This is a genomic window from Pseudoalteromonas phenolica, assembly GCF_005886345.1.
GTDB classification, from domain to species: domain Bacteria; phylum Pseudomonadota; class Gammaproteobacteria; order Enterobacterales; family Alteromonadaceae; genus Pseudoalteromonas; species Pseudoalteromonas phenolica_A.
In genome coordinates, this window is the sequence record NZ_PNEC01000162.1 from 1 (window position 1) to 215 (window position 215).

1 pseudogene is annotated in these 215 nt (G+C 45.1%); it reads right to left on the bottom strand.

Annotated elements, in window-relative coordinates:
• Positions 1 to 215 (bottom strand): annotated as a pseudogene (locus CWB72_RS20475) (DNA polymerase IV); the annotation flags it as partial.

A 215-nucleotide genomic window follows, 5' to 3' on the forward strand; every position in this document is an offset into this window, starting at 1 on the left:
GATTGATGCTTTCTCAAATAAAGGAGCTTTGGCAGCAATGATATCAGTAACCCAGCGGGAGTAGCGACTATATTCACCCCTGGTACCACGCACTAATATAGCATGCGGACAAAGCTTCATTGCCTGTTTCATGGGCATGGCACTTCTTATACCAAATTTTCTAGCTTCATAACTGCAAGTGGTAACTACGCCTCTGTCTGCGCTACCACCAACAA